The following is a 26,710-nucleotide window of genomic DNA, read 5'->3' as shown; positions in this document are numbered from 1 at the left end:
AGGCCGGGTGGAGAGTGTGCTCTGCTTTTCCGCAGTGGCCGGGCGGTGGACAAGAAAAGCGCTATTCACTCGGGCCCGCGATCGTCTCCCCAAGCAGCTGTTTCTTCTGCTCTTTTACGTCAAACGTTCCGTAGAACAGCGCGTTCGCATCCATCCACGTGTCCAGCCGCTCCCGGTCCTCCGGGGGCAGCGTCACATCTCCGTGGCCCTGATCGAGCATTTTCGTCAGGGGACTGGCCAGGGCGCCGAATCGTAATGGCGCTGTCATTGGCTCGAAGTTCTGTTCGGGGCGGTTCCAGGCCGTGTAAGAAACGCGGGTGACCAGGGCATTATAGGATTTTGTGAAATCCCCTTCCGGTTCGCTCGTCAAGACCGGTCGCCCGGACTCTTTGCCATCATGACACCGGACGCAATGCCGATCCACGACCGGCTGAACCAGGCGCGGATAGCTGAAGGGGCGCGAACCGTCCGGCCCGGGTTTGATCCTGGAGGGAGTGCGCCCAAGGGCCTGCGCGGGCGCGGCAGCGGAGGCGGATTTCGTTCGATGTTCGTGGCACCCGATGCAGCTCTGATACTCGCCGGGCTGCAAATAGACTAGGCTGCGCATCGTCTGCACTGCGCGGCCCTGGGCATTGAGCGCCTGGAACATTACGGGAGTCCGGGCTGGCACCTCAAACAACGCCGATCCGTCGGCCTCCACCGGCACCGTCCCCAGCACTTGCTTGCCCGGCGCGGCAAACGCGGCGCCGACTCTCGGCGAGTCGGCGTTGGGGGTGGTCTTCAGCAACACCTGGATGATGCGCAGATGCGTGACGGGCAAGTCGTCAGGCAGACGGGGCCAGCTCTGCTTGACGTCGCTCAGGAAGAACGTCCCACTCCCCGCGGCCAGATGGTTGAGCGTTGAAAGCTGCGGGTTGATAGCCGGCACTTCGGGTGGCGGAGTGCGCGTGGATAGCGGGCGGGCCCAAAGACTGGATATCGCGGGATCGCGATAGACCAGCTCCTTATTGCCGAACGCATCGGCAAAGTACAGGCCGAACATGTTCGGAATATTCGCCCCCAGCTCGCCCACCAGTTGGTCGAAGCTGTAGGATACCACGAAGAACTTCTCGGAGAGCGGCCAGGGTGATTTGTAGCAATGACCTGGCCAGCGTCTTTCCTCTTCCGGGACGCTTTGCTCTCTCCAGGGTTCCAACAACGCGGTTGTCCAGTGCCCCTTGATCGGGGTGTCAAAGTCGCAGGCGGTTGCGCCGAGCCCGGCCGCCAACGGAAATTCGGATTCGGGAAACCGCACATTCGGGGTCAGGCGAGTGAGCGGTTCCTTGCCGTCAACACCCCGCGTCGTGTCCAGCAGGATGATGGAACCAGCGCTCATGCCATGGTGCGGGGCCGCCGTTGCCATGATCCGCGAGCTGCCCGGGATGGCGCGCGCCTCCCAGATCCCAGTGGGGTTCCAGGTGTTGTTTCCGTAGTAAATGCGGACGTTGGTGCCGTCGGGAAGCGCCGACCAGAGCTGCTGGTAATGCACCGCGTTGCGGTCCACGTAATCCCAACGCGTGTAAACGACCCGGCCGTCGTTCAGCAGCGATGGGTCCCATTCCTGCGTCTCGTGAAAGGAAATGCTCCGCGCGTTCTGGCCGTCCGCGCCCATGCGCGCGAGGGTGTAAACAAAGCATGGCCCTCGTCCGCACCGGTGGTAGCCGCCGCGCCGGGTCGAGAGAAAAAGCACATCACCGGCGGGCAAGATCACGGGTGAGAAATTGTCAGTGTCACCCCGGGTCAACACCCGGACCTCTCCGGAGTTCAGCGAAAGCTCGTGGATGTGATACCGCAAATGCCTGGTTTGGTCATTGAATTCCCAGGCAGCGGGCGCTTCCTTCACCGGACAATACGCGAAGAGAACTTTTCCCGCATCGCAGGCAAGCTCCGGGGTCATGAAATTGCCCGGCGGGAGGGCGGCAGGTGTGAGGTTGCGCGTGCGCATGCCGGCCCCGGGGTCCTTCAGAACGAACAAGCCCCCGCCCGGACGGGCGCAGTACCCATAAAACTGGGTAAGCTGATGACTCATGATGGACGGAACATGTTTCACAAACAGGAGCGACGAGAATTGGAAAAGGGGGTTGGCCAGAATGAGTTGTCGGCGCAGGCGATGGACTTCGAGCCAGCGAGTCTCCCCGGCGGAGGTATCGTCAGCCGGCGGCAGCGCGGCCGAGCGCAAGGCCTTCCACGCGGACTCCATAGCCGGGCTGAGAGTCCTGTTCGCTGACCGCTCAGCGATGAGGGCGTCGGTCTGACGCACCACTTTCTCAATTGCCTGCCGGTAACTTCTCGGCTCGCGGGGGGTTTGAATCCCGTCCTGCATCCGCCAGTCCCACTCCACCAGGGCTTCAGCGATGGCCGGGTGCGGGTCCGGGGAGGACATGATCGGGTCACGCGAGAAAGGTCGGCGTTCAGGGGCGAAGCTTGCCGGGCCGTCCTGAAACGCGAACTGTGAGAGGCGCACCGCCCCTGGGCCAGAGACAGCTTTGATGACCAGCGCGTTGGTCTTTGCCCCGCAATGCAAGACTTCGGCAGATAACGGCTCAGCTCGAAAGGTGATTCGCTCTACTCCATTGCTGATCAGGGACAACCGCACCTCGTCGCCTGTGTCCAGCGCCGCCGTCAGCCGCCAGGAGTCGGGCACGGAGGCGTGGCCGGTGAGGAGCACTTGGGTGCCATTCTCGCGGTCCGTATAGAACCAAACCCCCGCGACCGAACCCGGTGCCGGCAGGATGGTCTTTCCGTTGATTGCCAGGGAAACGCGGCCAGCCTTCGCTGCTGGCGCGTTCGTCGCATCATTGCGCGATTCGTTTGCCCCAACGGCTGTAACCAGCTGCAGTGCCAGGACCCAGACCAGCGTGGTCTTGAGACGCTTGGTGGTCATGGTTGAGAAACTGCCCAGGCGGAGCTGAACCTTCCGGGACCCCTAGGCCTTGACCGGCTCACCGAGTGCCATCACGTCGTTGCGAATACGAAGGAGGTCGGCCGGCTCGAGGTCCAACTCGCCCGCTTTGGCGTTTTCTTCCAGTTGCGCAGGATTGCGAGCCCCGGCCAGCACGTGGGTGACCCCCGGTTGCGCGGCCGTCCATGCGATGACGAGTTGGGAGAGGGTGCAACGGTACTTGGTGGTCAGGTCCTCCCAGGAGGCCAGCAAAGCAATTACGCGTTGGCGGTTGGCCGGGATGAGCCAATCATTCCAGGCGGTGTTGCTGCGGAATTCCCCGGGGGCAAACTGGCGATCCATGCCGATCTTGCCGGTGAGCAGACCCTGTTCGAGGGACATGTAGGTCAGCGTGCCGATGTGGTTTTGCGCGCAATACGGCAGAATGTCCCGCTCGGCTTCGCGGTGCAGCATCGAGTAGCGGAACTGGTCGCTCGCGATGGCGCCGCACCGCACGTTCTCCCGCAGTTCGTCCAATGAAACGTTGGAAACCCCAATGGCGCGGATCTTGCCTTGTTCCTTGAGCTTCAGCAGCACGGCCATCGTGTCGGCGATGGGGGTGAAGTCAGGGGGCACGCTTGGCCAATGCGTCTGGTAAAGGTCAATGCAGTCGGTGTCCAGTCGCCGCAGGCTGTTCTCGATTTCGATGCGGATGGTATCGGGCCGCAGGCTCCGGTTGACTTTCCGGCCGTCCATCTCGGCAAAGAAGCTGCCGCGTGTGTCTTCCCACCACATGCCGCATTTCGTGGCGACAATCGCCTTATCCCGCCGGCCTTTCAGCGCTCGCCCCACGACCCGCTCGCTGCGGCCCCACCCATAGCCGGGAGCCGTATCAATGAGATTGATGCCCAGGTCCAGCGCCGCCTGGATGGTGCGCACCGACTCCGCATCATCGGTGTCCTTTCCCCATGTTTGCCCGCCGCCCAGCACCCAGGCCCCAAGGCCTACAATGGAAGCGGTCAAACCAGAACTGCCCAGAGATTTCTTTTTCATAACATACTTACAGAAACAGGCCCTTGCTCAAACTGCCGAGCCTCCCGCGTCTCAGACGCGCAGAGGTTACAGTCCGCGTGTTTGCCGTGTCCGACCATCGCACGATCCTGGCGGCAATTGAACCAGACCCCCGCGAACCTTGGCAAGTGTTTGCGGTAGCAGGGGAGGGAACTCCTGAGACCTTAGCGGAGGTGCCGGTGGACAGTCCCGGGGCTGCGCCGATTTGACGGACACCCCTCTCCCGCGGTTTCAGGTTAGTGGCTGGTGTTCAGGCCGATTTGCACGTCGGCGCCGGACTGGTCCGTGATTGCTTGCGGCCCGCGCAAGGTGCAGCCGAAGATAGTCGCCGCTTTCAGGCCCTTCTCCAGCACCACGGCGCGCTTGCCCTGATCCACGAACTCACAACCGTTGACAACCAACCGCCCGCCACTGGCCCGGATGCAGGGGTCGCCCTTGCCCGGCTGGTCCCAGCCGTTGAAGTGGCAGGCGGTGAGCACCAGCGAACTGTCGCCCGCAAGGCGGACATGCTCCCGGGTTGCGGCCGTGCCCCAGAAGCCGCAGTTAGCGAGTTTGACCGGGCCCTGGTTGTGCGGACCTACTTCGATGGTGGACATGAACTGCGCGTTGGCGAATTGAACACCGGCGTGCGGCTGCGAACGATCCACGCGCACGGCAACGGGGCAGATGTCGCTGCCGGATTGAGTAACAACGACGTTGCCGGGCCCGTGGCCAAAGTCGTCAAAGTGGAAGCCGATCCTGGGGAATATAACGAAGCTGTTGCTGATGAACTCCCAGTCGGTCTTGCCGATCTTGAAGCCCACAAGGTTCTTCTCCAAGTACGCCTGGATGTCGCCGCCGGCGAACCTGGGGTTCAGGGCCATGCGGGTCCAGAAATTGGGGTTGAAGTGGACATTTTCGATGCGCCCGATATCGGTGCATTGATCAATATAGACCCCGATCTTGAGCGGGCAGGCGAACACGTTTCGGACCAGGTGCAGCTCGTTCCAGCGGCTGCCGACATCAATCGCCTGGTAGGGATTGGTGAGGGTGACGTCCAGAATCTGGCAGAGCTCGCCATCGGCCCGGATTGACCACGGGTAGGGCGCCACCTCAGCGAGGGATTGTTCGGGATAATGGATGACGAGGTTCCGCACGACGCCGTTGGGCTTAAGCGTAATTAGCGGCTCGCCGTCGGCTTGGCCGCGCCCGGCAACGGCCAGCAGAACCGTGCCGATGGGGTGTTCGCTGTGGGGCACGCCGCCCGACGCGCCAAACAAAGTCACGCCGGGCGGGACGGTCAGCGGCGCCTCCAAGCGGTAGAGACCGGGCGGCACATAGCAGATCGGGCCGTCCTTCTGCGATGCATTCAAGGCTGCTTGCAGCGCTTTCGAGTCGTCGGCCACGCCGTCGCCCTTTGCCCCATGCTGACGGGCGTTCACGCGCGCGCCCGCGGCCACCGCCGAGGCGGCGGCGTGACTGCTCGCGGGCACCAGGCTGGCGGCGCCGAGGAAGCCGGCTGCCAGCGCGGAATGTTCCACGAAACCGCGTCGCGAGAGGCGGGAGGATTGGAAGTGCATAGTTCTTGAGTGGTTAGCCAGGCAGGCGGACGCCCCGGCGAGACGTCCCTGCCGGGACAGTTACAATTTGCGCTTCCGAGCTTGCCGGGCGAGCGCTGGCGGCTTCGCCTTAAGTTCCTTGCCTACCCAGTATTGCTGCCCGGTCTGCAGGCCTGACTGACCCAGCCGCGGCCGGGTCCGCCGTTTGGCGCCCGCGGCAACACAGGCATCCTGCTCTGCGTCGGTCAGCAGCTCGTTGTAGGCCTTCGAGGCGGCCGCCAGGCGCGCCCGCCAGGCCATTTGCCTGGCGGTCTTGGGATCAAACCCTTTGACCCAGAGTCGCCGCCACTGGTAGCCGTTCAACACGTACCACACCCAATCCCCGCAGCGGCCGCTCTTCTGGCCCGTCGCGTCCAGGCATTCCCCCGCCGGACCGCACAACGCACAGCGGCTGCACCAGCCACCGGGCACGATGCCCGGCGCCAGCGCCCGTCTTCTCCGTCTGGCCCTCTTAGCTGCTGCTGTGTTCATGTCAGGGGGCAAGTGAGAGGGAGTGAACCACAACGCCCGGGGCGGGACTGCTCCACCGCAACGGCTTCACTCCGATACAAAGCTTGGCAATCCATCGTGGAACCATGATACCGGGCGACTGCGCCCGCGCAAGGCCTTGGAACGCGCTCTCTTACTCCTGCCCCGCCGGCCCGAAGACGGGCCGGTCCGGCCACGGTGTTACAACGGTGTCACCCCGGCGTTTTCCCGGTGTGGTTCCCATGGGGCCCGACCCCCATGGGAACCACACCGGGTCCCCGCCACATTCCCGCCGGTACAACACCAGCGGAAGACCGACCAGAAGCGAGGATTCACGGCAAATGCAGCTGAATTTGCTGTTTGCGCGCCCGCCCGTAATCGGCGCTGCGCTGGTGAAAAGGCCACGCCCCATTCGTTCCCTGCTCGGCGACCTCAACGCGACTGGGTCGGCGGTGTGTGGTGCCACCCGCGAAGCCGTCACCCGCTGCCGTCGTCCCTTCCTCCGCTTGTCCGCCTGTTAGGAAGACCTCTCTCAACAATCGCCGAATGCTCCTCTCTCCGACCCGTTCCTCATTATCGGCGCCCTGACCGGCACCTGACGCCGCTTAGACATACTGCCTAAACAAGGAGCACCGGCCTCCGCGAGTTACGCAGAAGCCGGCGCGGTTGCCGCATGGTCGTTCTATCGGCCAAGCGTCCTCGTTCGATACAGGCGGCTCGAACTCATGGCCGTGTCCACAACGGTTCGCCTCACGCCGAGCCCATAGCCGGGGACGACCGCAAGCGACTTCCACCCGCTGCCGATGGCCGAATCCGAGTATTCCAGCACGTGGCGCTGGCCTTCGACGGTTGGGAACGACAACTGCACTCCCTTTGGCTGGCGCTCAATCTGGAGGCGGCTCACCACCCTGGAGGGATCGCCTTGGATCGCTATTGTGTGATAATCCCCGCAGCAAATCATCACCACGTTGCTCAAGCCGGTTGGAATCGTCGCCTGGCCGAGCGAGTTGTAACCCCACGCTGCGACCGTGCCGTCAGCACGAAGCGCAACGCTGTGAGCCGCCCCGCAGGCAATCGCCACCACATTGGTCAGGCCGGCAGGGACGTTGCGTTGCCGGTGTTCATTCCATCCCCAGGCCTTGACGGTGCCATCCGCCCGCAACGCCAGGGCGTGCATCCAGCCGGCGGCAATCGAAACGACGTTGGTCAACCCAGCCGGAACAGTCGCTTCGCCAAAACTGTTGTTGCCCCACGCGGCGATGGTGCCATTCGAACGCAACGCCATTCCAAAAGTATAGCCGGCGGCAATTCCCACCACGTTCGAGAGTCCCGAGGGCACGTTGGTGGCGCCGTACGCGTTTGGCCCCCAGGCGGTCACGGTGCCATCGGAGCGAAGCCCCATCGTCCAGTCCACGCCAGCGGAGACGGCCACAAGATCGCTCAACCCCGTCGGCACCACCGCCTGCGTATTCTTGTCAGTCCCCCAGGCAATAACCGAACCGTCAGCCCGCAACGCCGTGCTCGACTCCTGCCCGGCTGTCATCCCGACAACGTTCACCAAACCGCTGGGGACATTGGTCTGTCCGGCGCCGCCCGCCCCCCATGCGGCCATTGTTCCATCTGCTCTTAGCGCCAGGCTATGATTGCCGCCAGCGGCGATTGCCACCGCGCCGGAAAGCTCCGCCGGGACGTTTGTTTGGCCCGAACCATTGCTGCCCCACGCCACGATGTTGTTCACAGTCAGCGAGACCTCCGCGCTGACCGTCCAGCCGTAGTCGTTGCTGATGCGGACACAATACCGCCCTTCATTGGCAGCGGTCACAGGCCGCAACACCAGCGCCGCATCCGTCTGTCCCGCCAGCGGCGCGCCATTCAAGAACCATTGGTAGGCAAAGGGAGACGCGCCAAGGTTCACCACGCTGAAGGCGGCAGTCTGCCCGTACCCCACCCGGAGGCTTTGCGGTTGCGCTGTCACAAGCGGCGCGCCGTTGACAGTCAACACCGCCGCGGCGCTGCAGTTGGTGCCTGCCACGCTGTAAGCCACCACGCGAAAACGGTGCCCGTTCATCCCAATGGCCGTAGGATGGATCGTGAGGTTCGTTCTGTCCGTCCCCGTGAAGCCCGCCCCCTCGACCAGATCTCGCCAGCTTGCGCCGCCGTCGGTCGAGCGCTGCCACTGCAGCATCGCGGTCGGCGCCCCGGTGGCGATCGTGCTGAAGCTTGCAGCCTGCCCGGCGGTGACAGTCGCACTGCCCGGCTGCCGCGTGAACTGCGGCGCCACCAGCCCGGAGTAATTGATACGGAAGACCTTCAGGCCGTCCCCGGCTTGGGATACGTAGACATACTCTCCCACCACCTTCATATCGCTCAGGTAGTTGTCCACCCTGGCTTCACCCACCTTCGTGATTTGCCCGGGATTGCCCACGTCCAGGACTTCGATTCCGCCTTGACTGTTGCCCCAATTGTGCCCTCCGACGAATGCGATGCCGTTGGTTACCTGAACTGACTCCGGCCTGCCGAGGAGGCCGAAAGCACCAGGGAAGACCACGGGCGCGGCCGGGTCCGCCACATCCACGGCGAAAAACGAATAGGGTGACGTTCCACCGATATACGCATAGCGCCCGCGCACGAAGATCACCTGAGCGCTGCAGCCGGTGTCCGTGGTATTGACCGTGATCGGACTGGCGGGGTTTGCCACGTTGACGATATGAAGTCCCACATTGCCAGCGGTCGCGTACACGTAGTCGCCCTGAACATACAGCTCGGGCAGCAGCTGGCTGTCCAGGTCGAAGCAGCTGTTCACGAGATTCGGCGCCGCCGGGTTGCTCACATCGAGAATCATCAAGGCGCTGCTGGCCCCGCTCACATACAGGTAACCGTTCGCGGCGAAAAGGCTGTTCGCACCGTGCGCGATGTTGGTGATCCAGGTCGTGCTGGGCGCGTTTGCTGCGTCATACACGTCGAGGCCAAACCCGCCGCCCCCTGCATAGACAACGCTGCCAACCGCGGTCACATAGCTCACGACTGAATCCCCCGGGTTCGCCACTGTCAGCAGACGCGGCGATTGCGGGTTGCTGACATCCATGATAACCACGCCCGCGTTCTTCACCGCCATGTAGGCGCGGTCGTTGACCACCGCCAGGTCGTGCACGCTGTAGGGCGGGGCGGCCAGCGTGGCGACCGGTTCCAGGGTAACAGAGAAATCCGCCGCGCACGGGGGAACCAGTGCAGTCAGAACGAGTGAGGCAAGTATTCTAGTTTTCATAGTATTTGATGAGTGCAACGGGAAAGGGGGAGAGAGGTTACACTCAGCGCGCGTTTTTATTGCCGGGCGGCGCCCGGTCCGGCTAGCGCGCAGCCGAATCTTGCGGCACCGACCAGACCGCCCGCGCGAAACTGAACCAGCTCAACGGCGCTTTCTCCGGCGCAAACGCCTCGGTCGAACACCACTGGGCGGGATCGTACTCCAATACCGGCGGAATGTTGGCCACCTTGCCGCGGCGCTTGTTCAACACCAACTGGCTGGCACGATCGGTTCTCGCCCGGTCAATGTTGACGATCCACCGCCAAACATCGCTATCGGCCCTCAGGGCGTTTGCCTGGAGCGGGATTCCCGTGCGCAGTCCCGCTTCCAGTAACTCTCTGCTGACAAGCACAATTCCGATGCGTTGCTGGGCAGAGACATCCGGAAGCCGCCCCAGGGCAAGCATATGCGCGAGCCTGAGCGTCAGCGAAGAATATGCTTCAAGCGCCGCCGAATCCCGAATCCACGTCTTCCATGTCGGCACCCCGCCCGTCCGGCCTGTCGTGGCGAGGTCCAGGAATCGAATGTTCTGCCTGTCCGTCGAGGTGTCCATGCCCTGTTGCCCAAGACAGCCTTGGTTTTCCCACCCCGCTACGAGGATAACGTCGCCAATGAGCACGTCCTGGTACTCCCGACGGTGCTTCTTCGTCTCCTCGATCGCTACGGTCCAAACCGGTCCCTTGGTCTGGAACTCGGGTGTCGTCAAATTAATGTTTGTTCGCCAATTGCCGGAACGATCAACCTGAACTTTCCACTGCCGGACCAACCGACTGGTCCCTTGCACCCTGAACTGGATGAACAACAACTTGCCCACCGGCCCACGCCCCTGCAGCAGGGTGTTCGCGCTCCGCTGCAAGACCATGCCATCGCCGAAACACGGCGCCAGGGCAATGTCTGATTGGCTCAGGCAGGCAAAGGTTGAGCCAAGCAATAGCGAGAAGATGAAGGAATGCTTCCGGTTCATGGCGGCTACTTGGGCGTGTCCTGCAACAGCCACGGGTCCTCGAGGAAGACTCGAAAGCCGTTACGATCCTGGCACTCATCTCTGTTCTCCGGGGTTTCAACGGCTGACTCGGTCCGGAGGTGGGACAAATCATCGATCTCGCCGTCAAACCAGGAGCCCCCGCAAAGCGCGCCGTCGGCGCACCACTCGGCTGCGTTGCCCCCCACATGGTAATAGCCCAGGCTGTTGGCAAAGTTCGGCGCGTCAACCGGCGCGGTGCGGGCAAACCCGTCGTCGTGGTTTGTAAGCACCGGCCAGCACTGCGGCCAGTCCGATCCCAACACCTCCACGCCGGAATAATTCCCCGTCGGCTCCGCACCTTGGGGAAACGCGCTGCCGCCAGCCAACGCGCGCCATTCCTTGACGGTCGGCAGGCGATAGACCTGTTTGGCCAGCAACCTCCCCAGCCGCCGCTCCCGATGCGTCAGCCATTCGCAGAAATTAGCCGCGTCCTGCCAATTCACCCCCACCACCGGACAGTTGTCCCCCCGGCAGAAGCCCGGCGCCGGATTGTCCCAGGAAAAGCCGCTCGCCCTCCACCCGTTGCTGGTAACCGACTGCATGGCGGGCGACGGATTGCCCCGCGCTGCGCCGTCACTGGCAAAGGCGCGAAAATCTCCCACGCGCGTCTCCCACTCGCATGCCCACATCTGCAGTGGTACCACCCATCGGAAGATCATCCCCAGCGAATTGGTGAATGAGCGCCCGCCCAGCGGCACTGATCTAGCCTGGAGTGGGATTGCAAAACGGTTCTTCGCCGGGTCGTCTACCACCGGATAGAAGTAATTCGTGATGCGGCAGTCCGCGTAGCCGTGCAAGCGCGCCGTGAAGGGAATCGCGCCGGACCTGAACCGCTTGCTGAACGGCGCCGTGCCACTTGTCTCGTCGCCTATGCTGAACTCCTTTGGCCAAGTCACATCCGCGCCCGCCGGATCACTCTCCACCGTCAGCGCCGCATAAGCGAATCGAAAGCTGACGCTTTCGGAACGATTACTCTCGATCTGCACCGGCGATTCCAAACGCCATACCCGGTTGTCCTTGTCGACGTGAGCCAGATTGACCCGGTAAGCACCCGCTGGGAGCTGCACCTCGAATGTCCTGCCTATCAGAATGCGGTCAAGGTTCGTGCTCGGTCCCTGGCCTGTGATTTCGCAGCGAGCCCATTCATTTTCATAGAGAGAGTCCGGCAGGAAGCGCACAGTGAGAGTCCCTTGCGGCGCGGGCTGCGTTCGTGCGTGGTTCGGGAGCGAAATCGTGGCTGCGTCGGGGGCCGGCAGTCGGGTTTGTTCTACCTCCGGCACTTCCCCGTTTCCTCCGGCCTGGCTGGTGCTCAATTCGATCTGCTTCACTCCTGGCGACCCAAGAACACGAGTGCGGAGTTGTCCCCAGTCCTTCCACCATGCCGCGGCGCAGGTCGCGAGCGCCGCCAACAGCAGGAGCATGATCCACGCGCCCGCATTCGATTCCTTCCTCGGCGGCTCCTCCGGCCAATCTTGTTCCGATCCGGCCAGGCCCTGCCATCGGCCCAGGGTCGCCTGCCCGTTGAGATAGCGCTCCAGATCCTCGGCCAGCGCCAGCGCCGACTGATACCGTTCCTTCTGGTTCTTCTTGAGGCACTTCAGGCATATGAACTCCAGGTCCGGCGGCACCGCCAGGTTCAGTTTCCGCGGCGGCACCGGTTGGCACTCCAGCGACTGCTTCAGTGTGTCGGCCAAGGTGCTCCCCATGAACGGTGGCCGGCCTGTCAGCAGATGGTACAAAACCGCCCCCAGTCCGTAAACATCGCTGCTGGGCCCCGCCGTGCCGCGGCCCGCCGACAGTTGCTCCGGCGGAAGATATCCCGGCGTGCCCAGCACCGCTCCGCTCATGGTAAGGCTGGATGCTGCCATAAGCGGGCGGGCCAGTCCGAAGTCGGTGATGCGCGGTCGATCGTCCGCCCCGATCAGGATGTTCGACGGCTTCAGGTCCCGGTGCAGCACCCCCTGCTCGTGCGCGTGATGCACGGCCCGGGCTGCTGCTTCAACGTAGCGCGCTGCCTGTTCCGGCGGCAGGGGCGCCTCGCGCGTCATCTGCTTCAGGTCTGTGCCGGAAACGTATTCCATCGAGAAGAACGGCTGGCCGTCATCCTCTCCGATCTCGAACACCGGCACGATGTTCGGGTGTTGCAGCTTCGCCGCCATACGCGCTTCCCGCCAGAACCGGCGTTTGAAGTCCTCGCTGGCGTGAACTCCCCCCGATAATGTCTTGAGCGCCACGATGCGGTGGAGACTCCGCTGCCGCGCCCTGTAAACCACCCCCATCCCGCCACGCCCGATCAGCTCCAGCAGCTCATAATCTCCTACATCGGGCAACTTCTTTTCTGACGCTGGTTCGTTTTCGGGGGGCGGGGCTTGTGCGTCCGCGTCATCCGCCAAATCCGGCAAGGCGAATTCGAGTGCACAACGAACACAAACTCTTCCCGGGGCGTCCAAAGGGATTGACGCTCCACATCGAGGACAGGCCCGCAGCTTCTGAGAATCAGGCACCATTGCCGAACACCACTAGTCAACCAAGGATGCCACGACAAAGCAAGCGCATCCGCTCTCGCACAACCATGGCGGCGTGAACCGGATTGCGCGAAGTGCCTCGCCCCTCACTGGGCGAACAGTTCAATGAGATACCGCAACTCTTCCTCCAACTCCCGCTCGTTCGACACCGTCTCTCTAACCTCATCCCGGATCAGCGCTCCCAGCCGCGAGCGTAGCCGGTGCGCGGCGACTTTGACGGCCCCTTCGCTCATGCCAAACCGCTGCCCAATCTCCGCATACGTGGCGCCATCCGGCTCCGCGTTGAGCATCGGTTGCAGCGCCGCGAAAAGTTCCCCTTTGCCTGATTCGCGGCACTCCTGCTCGGTCCGACTCAAAGCGCGCGCGACAACCGCGTTCGCCCACGCGCGATCGAATTCAATGTCTGGACCCGTGTGATGGTCCGGGGGTTCGACCACCGGCTGCCCATCTTCGTCCTCCTCGTCCAGCGACTTCACGCACACCCCACCGCCTCGCTTCAGCGCTTGCTGCCGGTCCCATTGGTCGTGGAGGTAATTCTTGAGGGAACATAACAGAAACGAGCGGAACTTTCCCTTTTCCCGCTCCACATTGTTCAGGAAATCCCGCCGCAACAGATCGGCGAAGAAGCCTTGCACGTAGTCCGAAGCATCGTGGTGGCCGTAGCCGAGGCTGCGCAAGTGCGTGAGCAGCGGCTCGCGATACATCGCGCACAACTTGGCAAGTCCCGGCTGCATCTTCCCTTTCGCCTGGAGCACGACGCTCCACAGGGTGTTGGGGAAAAGCTGGCGCTTGTCGGGGTGAAGACCTTCTGTGGCTTCTGAAAAGGACATTTGTCAGAAGCTAAACACACGTGCGCAATCGGCAATGCCAGAAACCGCGGCGGCAGCGTTTGAGCATGGCGAACCAGGGCCGCGGCCTGATGCTCTTGCATGGCCGGCGGGAGGGGACCACTGGTGGCAGCCCGCTCGCTGGGCGCCGGGATTAGCCGGCTGGCTGTTCGTGAACGAGATCAGACTGGAGGACGGGCTAGGGTGTTCTAACACGCGGCCTGCCGCTGCTGCAGCCGCTGGCGCGTGTAGGGAATCAGGCCGCCCGCGTCAATGATGACTTGGCGGGACCTGGGCATCGGCTCGATTGCGAACCGCTTGCCGCTGGCCAGTTTCACGACTGCCTCGGGCGTCAGCTCCAGTTCCTCTCCTTCGGCGGCTTCGACGTCGGGGCAGACGACCATGCGCAAGCCCAGGTTGATGGCGTTCTGCAGGAAGATGCGCGCGAAGCCCTTCGCCACGATGATCAGCTCATGCCCTTTGAGGCATGACACGGCCTGCTCACGCGAGGAGCCGCAGCCGAAGTTCTTCCCGCCGACGATGACGCTGCCCGGCGGTATTTGCCTGGCTTTGAGCTTCGCGTTGAAACCCGCTTCGTCCGCGAACGCGAATTGCGGCGTTTCGGTGGGCAGGACGGTGGCCATGTAGCGGCCCGGGTAGATAACGTCGGTAGAAACATCATCGCCGACTTTGAAGACAACGGTTGGCATAGGTGAAACGTGTGGCGTGGTTCGTTGGCTGGCTACTTCTTGCGGGGATTGGTGATGACGCCGGTGATGGCGGAGGCGGCGGCCACGGCTGGGGAACAGAGATAGACCTCGGAGTTCGGGTTGCCCATGCGGCCTTTGAAGTTACGGTTGGTGGTGGAGAGCGCGACTTCGCCGTCGCCCAGCGCCCCTTCGTGGACGCCCAGGCAAGGGCCGCAGCCGGAGTTCATGACCACCGCGCCGGCTTGCATAAAAGTGCCGACATAGCCCTTGCCCAGGGCTTGCCGGAAGATCTTGGCAGAAGCGGGGAAGATCAACATGCGCGTGCCGTCCGCGACCTTTTGCCCTTTGAGGACCTTCGCGGCGATGGCCAGGTCGTCGAGCCGCCCGTTGGTGCAGGAGCCAATGACGACCTGGTTGACCTTCTTGCCGGCCACCTGATCAATCGGCTTCACGTTGTCCACGGTGTGAGGGCAGGCGATCTGGGGCTGCAGTTTGGAGACGCTGATCTCGAGGACGCTCTCGTAGGCGGCGTCCGGGTCCGGAGCCACAGGCTCGATCGGGTCAGTCACACCAGCTTCCTCGCGCAGATAGCGCGCCGTTTCCTCGTCGGCGGGGACGATGCCGGCGGTCGCGCCGGCCTCGACAGCCATATTGCAGAGCACCAACCGGCCCGAGGTGGACATCCTGCTGATCGTCTCGCCGTGGAACTCCAGCACCTTGAAGTTCGCGCCCTGGGCGCTGATCCTGCCAATGAGGTGCAGGATCAGGTCTTTCGGCCCGACGAACTTCTTGAACCGTCCTTTCACGACCACCTTGATGGTTGGAGGCACCTCGACGTTTAGCACGGTGCCGAGGGCCCACACGCTCGCCATCTCGGTAGCGCCGATCCCGAACGCGAATGCCCCCAGCGCGCCATGGCTGGTGGTGTGCGAATCCGTCCCTACCACGACGCGGCCGGGGCGGACGTAGCCGTTCTCGGGCAGAATCTGGTGGCAGATGCCGCCGACGTCGCCGCGGATGTCGTGGAACTTGCCGATGCCCTGGGCGCCGACAAACTCGCGCACCTTCTTCTGGTTGGAGGCGGTCTTGGGAGATTCCGCCGGCACGCGGTGGTCAAAGATCACGGCGACGCGGCTGGGATCCCAGATTTTGGGCTGCAGCGAGGTGCCCTTGTAGATTTCGAGGAACTGATTGATGACCAGCGCCGCATTCTCATGCGACATGGCCAGGTCAACTTTGGGCTCCACCACGTCTCCGGCCTTCACGGAAGGGAGGCCGGCGGCGCGGGCGAGGATTTTCTCAACAACAGTCATAGCTACTTAAATGGGTTAAGGGGTTAAACGAGTCAATCGGTTGTACTCATCAATTGGGGGGTTCGACCAGGATCGTGTGGCCGCGGACGTCAGTCCGCGCCAGACTCCAGGACTTGCGCCGGCTGACGTCGGCGGAGACGAAATTGAGAGCGGGCCAGTTCAAATAACGCGGGCGTCCTTGAGGCGCATGATTTCGTCCGCCGAATAGCCCAGCTCGCCCAGGATTTCATTCGTGTGGGCGGAGAGGCGAGGCGGCGGCGCGTTAATGTCCCCGGGCGTCTTCTCAAACTTCGCGCTCAGGCCGAAGAGTCTTAGCTCGCCGACGCCGTCAACGGCGATCTTCTGCAGGGTCTGACGGTGTTGTGCCTGAGGCTGATTCAGGGCGGCCTCCAGTTGCAGAATCGCGCCGGAGGGCACGTCATGCTGATTCAGCAGTTCGACCCAATAAGCGGTTTCTTTTTCCTTCAACTTCACTTCGAGCAGAGGGGTAAGGGACTTGCGGTTCTTCTTGCGGTTGTCGCGCTCCTGGAAACGCGGGTCGGTCTTCAGTTCCGGCACCCCGAGCAGGTCGGCGACGGCTTCCCACTGCTCCTGCTTGTTGGCGGCGATGTTGATGTAGCCGTCCTTGGTGACGAAGGTGCCGGAGGGCGCGGCGGTGAAGTTGTCATTACCCAGCAGGGCCGGCTGCTGCTTGCCGATGAGCAGGTTGGCGGCGACCCAGCCCATGAGCGGCATGATGGAGTCCAGCATCGCCACGTCTATGAACTGGCCCTGGCCGGTTCGCTCGCGATGGAACAGCGCAGCGAGGACGGCAAAGGCGGCGTTGAGTCCACCCACCGTGTCGCACACCGGAAAACCGGCGCGCAGCGGGTTAAGACGCTCGTCCCCGTTGACCGCCATCACTCCGCTCAGTCCCTGGATTATCTGGTCGTAGGCGGGCTTCAGAGCGTCGGGCCCGGTCTGGCCGAAACCCGAGATGGCACAGTAGATGAGACGCGGGTTGACCTGGATGAGCACGTGATAGTCGAGACCCAGGCGCTTCATGACGTCGGGCCGGAAGTTCTCGACCAGCACATCGGCGGTGGCCACGAGCTTCTTGAAGACCTCGCGGCCTTCGGGGCTCTTGAGATTCAGGGTGAGCGACTTCTTGTTAGAATTCTGCGCCAGGAAGCTGGTGCCCATAAGCTCTTTGTTGAGCTTGGGGACGTTGCCGAGCTTGCGCGCGAGGTCGCCGTCCAGCGGATTCTCGATCTTGATGACTTCAGCGCCGAGCAGGGCGAGGTGCAACGTGGCGAACGGTCCGGCCAGGACGTTGGTCAAATCCAGCACGCGAATGCCTTCCAGCACCCTGCGGGGTTTGTTGTTCGAATTGCTCATAGTTAGCGGGAGGCCGCGGCGGCCTGGGCCAGCCCGATCTTATAGACCATCCCGGGCATTTCGCGCCCGAAGAACGCGCTCAGGTCGCGCGCCAGCGCGACGAGCTGGTCCTGGTTGACTTCCTGGCGCAGGCCCAGCCGATGCAGGAAATGGACGAGGTCTTCGGTGCTCACGTTGCCGCCCGCCACCTTGGTGAACGGGCAGCCGCCCAGACCGGCCACGGAGGATTCGAAGCACTGCACGCCTGCGTTCAGGGCGGCCCAGCAGTTGGCCATGCCCAGGCCGTAGGTGTTGTGGAAATGGCAGGTGCATTCGGCGTCGGGCGCCGCTTTGAGGATTGCGCCGAAAAGCCGCTCGACCTGTGCCGGCATGCCGTGGCCGGCCGTGTCGGCGAGGCTGATGTTGCGGAACCCGGCGCTCAGGAACTGCTCCGCGATCTTCAGTACGCGCTCCTCCGGCACCACGCCTTCAAAGCCGCAGCCAAACGCCGATTGGACTGACAGTTGCACTTTCTTGCCCGCGCCGACGGCCTCTTTGGCCATGGCGATGATACGGGAGGTAGCGTCGGCGACAGACATCCCCGTATTCTTCTGGCTGTGGGTTTCGCTGGCCGAAACGCCCATGCAGAACATCTCGACGCCGCAGGCCATGCCCCGCTCCAATCCCTTCTCGTTCAGCACGAGTCCGGACAGGATTGCGCCGGACGTCGTGCGCCCCGGCGCGGAGAAATGCCGGAAGAGCGCATCGGTGTCGGCCATCTGCGGCACCTTGCCCGGATGCACAAACGAACCGAGTTGGATGATGTCCACGCCGGCGGACAGCAGGAGCTCAGCCCAGCGAATCTTCTGTTCGAGCGGCACAACCTGCTTCTCGGCCTGCAACCCGTCGCGCAGGCCGACTTCGTGGAGGATGACCGGTCGTGCTTTCCGGCCGGGGGGCGTGGTCGTCATAGCTTGTCCGCGATCGCCTCCGCCATCTGCAAGGTGGTGGTGGTTCCGCCCATGTCGTAGGTGCGGGCGTGGCCTTCCTTGATGACCTGCGCGACCGCGTCTTCGAGGGCTGCCGCCTTGCTGGATTCGCCAAGCCAATCGAGCATCATCCTGGCGGCCAGGATGGTGGCGATGGGATTGACCTTGTACTGGCCGGCGTATTTGGGCGCCGAGCCGTGCGTGGGCTCGAACACCGCCAGCTTGGCGCCGATGTTGCCCGAGCAGCCGAAACCAAGGCCGCCAACCATCTGGGCGCAGAGGTCGGAGATGATGTCGCCGTAGAGATTGGGCGCGACCAACACGTCGTAGTTGAATGGATTCTTGAGCAGCCACATGGTCATGGCGTCAATGTTGGCGTCGTCCATCTTGATCTCGGGAAAGTCCCTGGCCACCGCTTTGGCGGCTTCAAGGAACAGGCCGTCGGTGGCGCGCACGACGTTGGCCTTGTGCACGATGGTGACCTTCTTGCGCTTATGCTGGCGGGCGAAATCAAAGGCGGCGCGCACAATGCGCTCGGAGCCCGCGCGGGTGTTTATCTTGCAGGAGACGGCGTATTGATCGAGGGGGAGCCTGGCAAACGGCGCGAACGGTTTGGCCAGCTTGCCGAGAGTTTCGGCCAGTTCCTGCGGCACGGGCGCGAACTCGACCCCGGAATACAGGTCTTCCGTGTTCTCACGGAACACTACGAGGTCTATCCCTTCCTTGAAGTTAAGCGGGTTGCCCGGGTAGCCCTTGCAGGGGCGCAGGCAGACGTAGAGATCGAACAACTGCCGCATGCGCACGATGGGGGAACGGTAGCTCAGCCCCTTGTCTCGCAGCGCGGGCGCGAGTTCGGCGGCAGCGGTTTTGGCGGGCTTGGAGGTGATTGCGCCGAACAGGGCCGCGTCAACGTTCTTCAGCAGCTCGACCGTGCGCGGGGGAAAGGCGTCGCCTTCCCGGCACCAGAAATCCCAGCCGATGTCCGCGGGGATGTATTCGGCATCGAGCCGGAGCCGGTTCAGCACGATCTTGGCCGCCTCGAGGACGTCCACACCGATGCCGTCGCCTGGCAGCCATGCAATTCTGTATCGTGGCATATAGGAGGTGTTTCGCCGCCCATGTAACTGCTTTAGCCCCGGCGCGTCAAGAAATGGAAAGCGCGGCGGTTTGAGGCGCAGCCGGCAATGGGATTGCGGTCCAACGGTCGCCGGCTGCCGCATTCACCAATGGAGATCGCGAGAACGGAGATACAAGAGCAGACGCTCCGATTCGTCACTCTGGATGATGTTCGCACCCCGGCTGATTGCCCAGCCCCAACCGCCGGCCGGGTCCGTCAGCGACCTGGCATCGGTATGTCCCGCCGCCAGGCTGTCCCACAGGGTGTTGATCCACACCCGGGCGCCATGCCGCTTGATTCTGGCCGTGATCTCCGGTGAGACGATGGGATCGTCGTCGGAAACGAAGACCAGTTCGAAGGCGCAAGGTTTGGTCAGGCGGATGTAAGGTTCGAGTTGCGCCCAGCCCTGGACCTTGTCCTTCTCCCAGCCCTTCTTGTGGAGAATGATGGGCATGAAGAACACGGGCGGGTCGAGGTGGGCAAAATCAACCTCGCACCGGGCGGCGCTGTAACTGGATTTGAAGATGGCCTGCCGGATGGTGCCGGTCTTCTTGAGGACCGCACAGCATTCGGGAACGATGATCCAGGCCTTGTCGAGGTTTACCATGCACTTGTCCTTGGCCAGCAGCATGACTTCATCGAGGGTCGGCATGCGGTGGTCGGTGACGGGGGCGTTGGTGCCGCCGACGCCGAGCCGGAGACGGAGTTGCCTGATTTCGGCGAGCGTCATGTCGCTGATGGCGCCGGTGCCGTCCGTGGTGCGGTCCACCTTGGAATCGTGGCACATGACGAGGTGGCCGTCCCTGGTTTTGCGCACATCCACTTCCACGATATCAATGCCCTTCTCAATGCAGTCGGCGATGGCGGCCAGCGAATTCTCCGGGTATTTCTCCCACGCGCCGGTCGAGCGTCCCGACAGGCCGCGGTGCGCGGCGACCAGCACCTTGGTGCCTGCGGGCTGCTGGAACTCCGCGTAAATGCGGTTGAAGCTCGATGGCACAACTTTGGCCGAACCTGGCAAGGCCAGGCCGACCACCGATGACGCCAGCGCCAGCAACAGCATCCGGCGCGAAAGCACTCCTCTGGTCCACTGTGAGAGTTGGTATGTGAGCATATTCATTTCGTTGATTTCATTCCTTTGTCTTGACTCGCCATAACGTTGCCGCCAGCACCACCGACAACACCGAAGCGCCGATCCAGAAGGCGATCGCGGCGTCGAAGTCGTAGTGTTTGACCTCAGTGGCAATGGCTTGTCCTTGTTCATTGAGTTTGGTGACCGTCTCCACGGTAAGGCCCCGCTGAATCAGCAGCCCGCTAACCCATTCCTGCATCGCATTGCCGAGATAACTGACGATGCCGATGAACCCCATGGCCGCGCCGGCGGCCCTGCGGCCGACAATGTCCACCGCGAACAACCCGCCCAGCACCGCCAGCAAGCCGCTAAGGGTGAAGCCGAAAAGCAGGAACGCCGCCGACAACACTACCGGATGACCCGGCGGCGTAAAGAAAATGGCCGCCAGCGCGATGACTTCGAGCAGACCGAAAATAAGCGTCACCGGCGGGCGGCGCGCGTTGAAGAACTTGTCGGAGACGAAACCATAGACCACGCAGCCGACCAGCCCCGCTCCTGTGTTTAATCCCAGCATTAGCCCGGCTTCGACCATGGTGTAATTCCGGTGTTCCTGGAGGTAAAGCATGCCCCAACTGTTGATGGCGTAGCGGCTGACATACATGCAGGCGCTGGAGAGCCCCAGCACCCACATCGCCGGCATCCGCAGTGCCTGGAACTGGTTCCGCCCGACCTCGGACGGCGCGCCGGTGTTGGGCGTCGGGGCGGGATGGTCATTGCGCCAGTCCGCGACCGGGGGCAGGCCCATCGTTTCGGGCCGGTCGCGGAGCAACAGCAGGATGCCAAACGCGACCAGTATGCAGAAGACCCCGGGGCCCGCGAAACCCGCCCGCCAGCCCAGGTTGGCGACCAGCAGCGAGTTGAACACAAACGTCAACCCTTCACCCAGTGAATGTGAGCTGCTGAAGATGCCGTAGTAACGGCCGCGTTCCCGGGCGCTGAACCAGTTGGCCAGCGAGACCCCGCTGCAAGGAGAGCCGGCGCCCTGGAACCACCCGTTCAGCCCCCACAGAATCGCCCAGGCCCAAGGGGAGACAAAGCCGAGCATGGCCAGGTTGATCAGCGCCGACATCAGCACCATGGCGGCAAAGAACCGGCGCACGTTGGCATAGTCGGCGAGGAAGCCGTTGACCAGCTTGCCCAGCGCGTAACCAATGGAGAAGCCCGAGCCGATCAGCCCCAGCCATTCGGCCGTGAATACCCCTTCGTCCAGCAGCGGCTTTTTCATCACCGCCAGCGGCAGGCGGCAGGTGTAGCCGAAGCCGTAGCCACAGGTGATCGCGAACATAACCGACAGCCGGTTACGGCGGTACCACTGGTTAATGCGCTCTGGATCCGTAATCCGCGGCGCGTCGGCGCCGGCAGCGAACCATCGCAGCGGATTCCAACTCCGCCCGGTTGATTCACGCCCGGCACTGCTCAAGTTCGGAGGCCCCATCGAATGCTTGGAAACTTCGTATCAGACTTCAATCCGCGAAGCAACGCGCAAACCAAGTGCGTGAATTCGCAAATCCACTGACGTATGGCCTGCCCACAGCGCAGAATCCAACCTGGCCTGCATCTGGCAAAATGATCTCACCGGGAAGGCGGGCTCAAGAGCTGCGCCACAAGCCGGGTGTATCCAGCCACGCCCGCCAGCTTCCGCCTATGCCCCTGGGCTGAGGCAAATTAAGCCCAAGCCAACCACGGCGTTGGGACGGTGCCAATGCGGCGGGACCCCGGTGTGGTTCCCATGGGGGTCGGGCCCCATGGGAACCACACCGGGGTCTAACGGGTTTCACAGCGTTGTCGCACTGGGGCAGCTATCCGGTCCGGGAACAGGGGATTGAGGCACTAAGCGTGAGCCGGCGCGGCTGCGTAACCGTGGGCTTTGGCAGGCCATACCAGGGCGAAGAACAGCATGCCAACGGCAGCCACCGCCACCAGGCCAGCGAAGGCCGCGTTCCAGCCGTGGTGTTCGACCAGCCAGCCCAGGCCCCATCCCGAAACCAGGGTGCTGGCATAGGAAAAAATGCTGGTGAAACCGATCGCTGTGGCCGCGAGCCGCTTGGTGGCCAGGTTGGCCACCACCACCCCCACCAGGGCCTGGGGGCCATAGATAAAGAACCCCGCCAGGCACAGCGGCAGGGCGCCCACCCACGGGGAATGAGTTGGCAGCTTCCAAAAGACGAGGATAGACAGTCCCGCCAGTGCCATCCAAATCACGCATACTCGCGCGCCCCGGCCCCCAAACACGCGATCCGTCAGCCAGCCGCTCAGCAGCATCCCCAACACGCCTGACACCTCAAAGCCAGCCACCATCCAGCCCGAATGCGTCAACTTCACACCCTTCATTTCAGTCAAAAGGGTCGGGCCCCAATCCAACACCGCATAGCGGACGATATAGACGCAGAAACTCCCCATCGCGAGCAGCCAGATGTATTTGTTGCCAAAGACCTGTTTGAGCAGTGCCGAGGAGAAGCTCCTCGAATCTGAGCCCTGCGCGGTGCCTTCGACTTCCGGCAGCCCCAGGGAAGGCGGCGTGTCCCGCAGCATCAGGAACAGGAAGATCGAGCACAGGATGGCGAGGCCCGCCGGCACAAAGAAGCAGAGCCGCCAGCCATAAGCCGCCAGGTAGCCGCACAACACCACCACCAGCCCCGCCCCAATGGAGTGCGACGTGTTCCAGACCGAGAAATTGGTGGCCAGCTCTTTGGGCGAAAACCAATGCGTCATCAGCCGGGCGCATGGAGGAAATCCCATGCCCTGAACCCATCCGTTGAGCATCCATAGCAAGCCCAGCGTGAGGACGGCCGAGCTGAAGCCGAAGAAGATGTTCACGATCGCCGAGAGGATTAACCCCACGGTCATGAAGGTGCGGGCGTTGCAGCGGTCCCCCAGAAATCCGTTGGCGAACTTGGAGACACCGTAAAGCAGCCCGTGTAATGTAAGAAAGAGGCCGAGGTCGGCCTTGCCAATGCCCAAGTCGCTCCCCAGCCCGGGCATCGCGATGCTCAGATTCTTGCGGACGAAGTAGAACATCGCGTAACCGACGATCGTGGAGACCAGAATGCGGCGCTGCCAGTAGCGATACTGGGCTTTGATCTCCGCCGGATCCTGCAACATCACTGCCGCAGGCGGCGTCGGCGCAAAAATCCTGAAAACCGCCGACAATGGCGCCTGGCGCCGGACAGATGAATCGTGCGATGCCGACATTGAGTTACAGCCCGGCCATCAACCCCGCGGGAAGACGACGGAAAGTGCGGCCAGCAACGGAAGTCACCCGCGCATCCTGCCCGACACCGTTGGGTGCGTCAAGAATGAGTAACGGGCCGACAGCGCTCCAGTGAGTTGTGCCAGGAGAAGTGTGCCACACGGGGCGTAACTGTGCCAAGTTGGCACTAATGGCACACATTCTACCGGAGGGCAGAAAACCAGGAAACGTTACAAGCGACTGTGGATATTGCACTTACGAATAACGCACGCCAATGGCACCGGCACTGCTTGGAGGAAAAAGGCTTTTTGTATCCAGGAGCTTTATATGGCAAAAGTAATTGGCATTGATTTAGGCACCACGAACTCATGCATGGCAGCCATGGAGGGCGGGGAACCGGTCGTGCTGGAGAATTCAGAGGGGCGGCGTGTAACGCCATCGGTGGTGGCGTTCACCAAGTCCGGTGAGCGGCTCGTGGGGGATGCCGCCAAACGGCAAGCGGTTACCAATTCGAAAAATACCGTCTATTCCATCAAGCGGTTCATGGGGCGCAAGTACACCGAAGTCGAGGAGGAACGCAAGCGCGTGCCCTACAAGGTGGTCGCGGCTGCAAATGGCGACGCGGTGGTGGAGGTGGAGATTGAGGGCAAGCCCAAACAATTCACCCCGGCGGAAATCTCGGCGATGGTGCTGGCCAAGTTGAAGGCCGACGCGGAGATGCGGTTGGGCGAGAAGATCACCCAGGCGGTGATCACGGTGCCGGCTTACTTCAACGACTCCCAGCGGCAGGCCACCAAAGACGCCGGCCGCATCGCCGGCCTGGAAGTCCTGCGCATCATCAACGAACCAACGGCGGCTTCGCTGGCCTACGGGTTGGACAAGAAGAAGGACGAGAAGATCGCGGTGTATGACCTGGGCGGCGGCACGTTCGACATTTCAGTGCTGGAGATCGGGGACGGCGTCTTCGAGGTCAAGGCCACCAACGGCGACACCCACCTGGGCGGCGACGATTGGGATGGCCGGATCATGGATTGGATCCTGGACGAGTTCAAGAAAGAGCACGGCATGGACCTGCGCAAGCAAGCCGACGCGCTCCAGCGGATCAAGGAGGAATCGGAGAAGGCCAAGATCGCCCTGTCCAGCTCCCAGGTGTACGAGATCAACCTGCCGTTCATCACAGCGGACGCGAGCGGGCCAAAGCACATCAGCATGAAGCTGACGCGCGCCAAGATGGAGCAGCTTTGCGACGACCTCTTCGAACGCACGGTTGCGCCGGTCAAGCATTGCCTGGGAGACGCGGGCCTCGACGCGCGCGCCATCAATGAGCTGGTGCTGGTTGGGGGCATGACGCGCATGCCCAAAGTCGTGGACACCGCTCACGGGCTGGTGAACAAGGCCCCCCATCAGGGGGTGAACCCGGACGAAGTGGTGGCGATCGGCGCGGCGATTCAGGCCGGCGTGCTCAAGGGTGAGGTCAAGGATGTGCTGCTGCTCGATGTCACGCCGCTTTCGTTGGGCATTGAGACGCTCGGGGGCGTGTTTACAAAACTCATCGAGCGCAACACCACCATTCCCACGCGCAAGTCAGAGATTTTCTCCACCGCCTCGGACAATCAGCCCGGCGTGGAGATTCACGTCCTGCAAGGCGAACGGCCGCTGGCCCGGGACAACAAGACCATCGGCAAGTTCCATCTGACGGATATCCCACCCGCGCCGCGAGGCGTGCCGCAGATCGAGGTCGCCTTCGACATAGACGCCAACGGCATCCTGCACGTCAGCGCCAAGGACCTGGGCACGGGCAAGGAGCAGAAGATCACCATCACGGCCAGCAGCGGTCTGACCAAGGATGAGATCGAGAAGATGCGCAAGGAGGCCGAGGCGCACGCTGAGGACGACAAGAAGCGCCGCGAGGAGATCGAGCAGCGCAACGAAGCGGACAACGCAGTGTACCGGTCCGAGAAGATGCTCAAGGAGAATGCCGACAAGATTTCCGGCAGCGACAAGAGCAAGATCGAGGACGCCATCAAAGAAGTGAAGGAAGCGCTGAAAAGCTCGGACGCGTCCGCCATCCGCTCCACCAGCGAGAAGCTGAATGAGGCTTGGCAGGCGGTATCGGCGGAGCTCTACAAGGCGGCGGCGGAAAAGGCGCGCGCCAGCAAGGCGCAAGGCCAACCTGGCCCGGAGGCCGGCGGCGACGCCAAACCCGAGGAGAAAAAGGGCAAGGACGAAGGGCCGATCATTGACGCCGAGGTAGTGGACGACAAGAAGTAGATTTTCCCGCAGCGGGTGCGGCGGGATTTTGATTCAACGCAAAACATCATAAACCAAAAGAGAAACAAACTATGGCATTAAACGTAAAACCTCTCGGCGACCGGGTTCTGGTAGAGCCGGTTGAAGAGAAAGAAGTGAAAAAGGGCGGAATCATTATCCCCGATACCGCCAAGGAAAAACCACAGGAAGGCATCGTCCGCGTGCTCGGCACGGGCAAAAAGGACGACGACGGCAAGAAAGTGGCGTTCGAAGTCAAGGTCGGCGACCGGGTGCTGGTCAGCAAGTACGGCGGCACCGAAATCAAGATCGACGGCAAGGAGTACAAGCTCCTCAGCTCGGACGACCTCCTGGCCATCCTTGAATAAGGCTCAACTTCTGAGGCTATCAACCATCAACAATTGACTATCTACTAATATGGCAGCTAAACAATTACTCTTCGACGAAGCCGCACGGCAGGCCGTGCTCCGCGGGGTGAGCAAGCTCTCCCGCGCCGTAACCGCCACCCTCGGCCCCAAGGGCCGCAACGTCGTGCTCGACAAGAAATTCGGCTCCCCCACGGTGACCAAAGACGGCGTCACCGTTGCCAAGGAAATCGAGCTGGAAGATCCTTATGAAAACATGGGCGCCCAGATGGTGCGCGAGGTCGCCAGCAAGACCAGCGACGCCGCCGGCGACGGCACGACCACCGCGACCGTCCTGGCCGAAGCCATCTACCGCGAAGGCCTGAAGTTCGTGACCGCCGGCGGCAACCCGATCGGCATCCAGCGCGGCGTCATGAAAGCCGTCGAGGCCGCCGTGGCGCACCTCGACAAGATCACCAAGAAGGTGAAGGACAAGGAAGAGATCAAGCAGGTCGCCACCGTGTCCGCCAACTGGGACACCACCATCGGCGAGA

The 26,710-nt window shown here is 62.7% G+C and carries 19 protein-coding genes; 3 read left to right on the top strand and 16 right to left on the bottom strand.

Annotated features, from left to right (window positions below):
* Nucleotides 1-61: 61 nt before the first annotated feature.
* The 16 genes from P5205_05180 to P5205_05105 form a co-directional block, all read right to left on the bottom strand.
* The gene (locus P5205_05180) at nt 62-2,923 is read right to left on the bottom strand and encodes a hypothetical protein (protein ID HSA09747.1); all 2,862 of its coding nucleotides are present in this window, start codon (nt 2,921-2,923) and stop codon (nt 62-64) included.
* A 42-nt stretch (nt 2,924-2,965) separates the two neighbouring features.
* Entirely contained in the window at nt 2,966-3,973 is a 1,008-nt protein-coding gene (locus tag P5205_05175; protein ID HSA09746.1) for an aldo/keto reductase, read from the bottom strand.
* A 254-nt stretch (nt 3,974-4,227) separates the two neighbouring features.
* Complete coding sequence (locus P5205_05170; GenBank protein ID HSA09745.1) at nt 4,228-5,550, bottom strand: glycosyl hydrolase family 28-related protein; 1,323 nt, start codon at nt 5,548-5,550, stop codon at nt 4,228-4,230.
* A 60-nt stretch (nt 5,551-5,610) separates the two neighbouring features.
* Nucleotides 5,611-6,060, bottom strand: coding sequence for a hypothetical protein (locus P5205_05165; GenBank protein ID HSA09744.1), 450 nt, complete (start codon nt 6,058-6,060; stop codon nt 5,611-5,613).
* Between the two features lie 679 nt (nt 6,061-6,739).
* Nucleotides 6,740-9,322 carry a hypothetical protein gene (locus P5205_05160; protein HSA09743.1) on the bottom strand — a complete coding sequence of 861 codons (2,583 nt, stop codon included), beginning with the start codon at nt 9,320-9,322 and terminating at the stop codon, nt 6,740-6,742.
* 82 nt (nt 9,323-9,404) lie between these two features.
* Nucleotides 9,405-10,325 (bottom strand): hypothetical protein, encoded by a 921-nt coding sequence (locus tag P5205_05155; protein ID HSA09742.1) that lies wholly within the window; start codon nt 10,323-10,325, stop codon nt 9,405-9,407.
* 5 nt (nt 10,326-10,330) lie between these two features.
* Nucleotides 10,331-12,715: a bifunctional serine/threonine-protein kinase/formylglycine-generating enzyme family protein gene (locus P5205_05150; protein ID HSA09741.1), complete on the bottom strand. Its 2,385-nt coding sequence runs from the start codon at nt 12,713-12,715 to the stop codon at nt 10,331-10,333.
* Between the two features lie 281 nt (nt 12,716-12,996).
* Entirely contained in the window at nt 12,997-13,740 is a 744-nt protein-coding gene (locus P5205_05145) for a sigma-70 family RNA polymerase sigma factor (GenBank protein ID HSA09740.1), read from the bottom strand.
* 206 nt (nt 13,741-13,946) lie between these two features.
* A complete protein-coding gene (gene leuD, locus P5205_05140) occupies nt 13,947-14,447 on the bottom strand; it encodes a 3-isopropylmalate dehydratase small subunit (GenBank protein HSA09739.1) in 501 nt (166 codons plus the stop codon).
* A 32-nt stretch (nt 14,448-14,479) separates the two neighbouring features.
* A complete protein-coding gene (locus P5205_05135; protein ID HSA09738.1) occupies nt 14,480-15,760 on the bottom strand; it encodes a 3-isopropylmalate dehydratase large subunit in 1,281 nt (426 codons plus the stop codon).
* Nucleotides 15,761-15,919: 159 nt separating this feature from the next.
* The gene (locus P5205_05130; GenBank protein HSA09737.1) at nt 15,920-17,137 is read right to left on the bottom strand and encodes a CaiB/BaiF CoA-transferase family protein; all 1,218 of its coding nucleotides are present in this window, start codon (nt 17,135-17,137) and stop codon (nt 15,920-15,922) included.
* A gap of 2 nt (nt 17,138-17,139) precedes the next feature.
* On the bottom strand, nt 17,140-18,087 hold the full coding sequence (locus tag P5205_05125; GenBank protein ID HSA09736.1) for a hydroxymethylglutaryl-CoA lyase: 948 nt from the start codon (nt 18,085-18,087) through the stop codon (nt 17,140-17,142).
* Nucleotides 18,084-19,202, bottom strand: coding sequence for an isocitrate/isopropylmalate dehydrogenase family protein (locus P5205_05120; GenBank protein HSA09735.1), 1,119 nt, complete (start codon nt 19,200-19,202; stop codon nt 18,084-18,086). The genes P5205_05125 and P5205_05120 overlap by 4 nt, the downstream gene beginning before the upstream one ends.
* A gap of 123 nt (nt 19,203-19,325) precedes the next feature.
* Nucleotides 19,326-20,336, bottom strand: coding sequence for a glycerophosphodiester phosphodiesterase family protein (locus P5205_05115; GenBank protein ID HSA09734.1), 1,011 nt, complete (start codon nt 20,334-20,336; stop codon nt 19,326-19,328).
* Between the two features lie 16 nt (nt 20,337-20,352).
* The gene (locus P5205_05110; protein ID HSA09733.1) at nt 20,353-21,639 is read right to left on the bottom strand and encodes an MFS transporter; all 1,287 of its coding nucleotides are present in this window, start codon (nt 21,637-21,639) and stop codon (nt 20,353-20,355) included.
* Nucleotides 21,640-22,184: 545 nt separating this feature from the next.
* Nucleotides 22,185-23,456, bottom strand: a complete 1,272-nt coding sequence (locus tag P5205_05105) for an MFS transporter (protein ID HSA09732.1) — start codon at nt 23,454-23,456, stop codon at nt 22,185-22,187.
* A 415-nt stretch (nt 23,457-23,871) separates the two neighbouring features.
* Between P5205_05105 and dnaK the strand changes: the two genes are divergently transcribed.
* The 3 genes from dnaK to P5205_05090 form a co-directional block, all read left to right on the top strand.
* A complete protein-coding gene (gene dnaK, locus P5205_05100; protein ID HSA09731.1) occupies nt 23,872-25,815 on the top strand; it encodes a molecular chaperone DnaK in 1,944 nt (647 codons plus the stop codon).
* A gap of 71 nt (nt 25,816-25,886) precedes the next feature.
* The gene (locus tag P5205_05095) at nt 25,887-26,180 is read left to right on the top strand and encodes a co-chaperone GroES (GenBank protein HSA09730.1); all 294 of its coding nucleotides are present in this window, start codon (nt 25,887-25,889) and stop codon (nt 26,178-26,180) included.
* Nucleotides 26,181-26,229: 49 nt separating this feature from the next.
* Nucleotides 26,230-26,710, top strand: a 481-nt coding sequence (locus P5205_05090) for a TCP-1/cpn60 chaperonin family protein (protein ID HSA09729.1), incomplete at its 3' end; no start/stop codon positions are given.

The organism is Candidatus Paceibacterota bacterium, assembly GCA_035452965.1.
In the GTDB taxonomy this organism is placed as follows: domain Bacteria; phylum Verrucomicrobiota; class Verrucomicrobiia; order Limisphaerales; family UBA8199; genus UBA8199.
Note: the sequence above shows the minus strand (reverse complement) of the source record. Positions and strands in the feature narration are given on the sequence as shown.